Below are 1,027 nucleotides of genomic sequence, written 5' to 3'. Positions count from 1 at the left end.
TGGAGCGTTCCGCTACGAGATGCGAGGGGGAAGCGCGACAGTTTCGCCCGCCACATCGATCGCGACCTTGCCGCGCAGTGCATACGACCGCCTGTTCTCCAGGAGCTCGTGAGCCTCGCCCATTCGGGCGAGCGGAAGAGTCGCGCCGATGACCGGCTTCACGAGACCACGCTCGACCAGCGTGGTGAGCGCGTCCAGCTTTCCTCGGTTCTGTCGTGTGAAAACGAAGTGATAGGCGGCGTTCCTGCCCCACGCCTCGATGAGGTTCTGCGGCTGCGCGATGTCGACGATGCTGACGACGCGTCCGGAGTCGGCGAGCGTCAGCGGGCTTCGTGTGAGCGTGTCGCCACCGATCGTGTCGAAGACGACATCGACCCCCTTGCCTCGCGTCAGCTCGGCCACGGCCTCGACGTAGTCCGCGGAGGTGTAGTCGATCGCCGCGTCCGCTCCGAGAGAGCGCACGAACTCATGGTCGCCGGCCTTCGCGGTGGTGATCACTCGTGCGCCGATCGCCTTCGCGACCTGGATCGCGATCGTGCCGACACCGCCCGTGCCTCCATGGATGAGGATCGTCTCCCCCACGGTGAGCTGAGCTCGCGTCACCAGGGACTCCCAGACCGTTCCGCCGACGAGAGTCAGGCTCGCCGCCTCCAGGTGACTGACGTTCTCCGGCTTGCGGGCAACGAGGTCGACGTCGGCGACGTGCTGCTCGGCGTAGGAGCCGGGGCCGCCGAAGATCCGGGGCGTGTAGTACACCGCATCGCCGGCGCGGAACTCGGTCACGTGGGATCCGACTTCCTCGATCACGCCGGAGATGTCGTGCCCGATGATCGCCGGGAGCGGCACATGATCCGCATAGTCTCCGCGACGGATCTGATAGTCGAGCGGGTTGAGGGCGGTCGCATGGACGCGCACCCGCACCTGGCGGGGCTCGACTCGCGGTACCGAGACCTCGCGCAGCTCGAAAGCATCGGCCCCCCCGAAACGGGCGAGCACCACGGCCTTCATCGGATCAGTCATATCGGTG

The 1,027-nt window shown here is 66.8% G+C and carries 1 protein-coding gene; it reads right to left on the bottom strand.

Translation table 11 applies throughout. The features are described from left to right. Positions 1-12: 12 nt before the first annotated feature. A partial coding sequence (locus ACTOQ2_RS43915; protein WP_440107974.1) for a zinc-dependent alcohol dehydrogenase family protein occupies positions 13-1,027 on the bottom strand: 1,015 nt, incomplete at its 5' end.

Origin of the sequence: Streptosporangium sp. H16, assembly GCF_051918855.1 — a bacterium.
Taxonomy (GTDB): Bacteria; Actinomycetota; Actinomycetes; order Streptosporangiales; family Streptosporangiaceae; genus Streptosporangium.
This window is presented reverse-complemented; position numbering and strand designations above follow the sequence as displayed.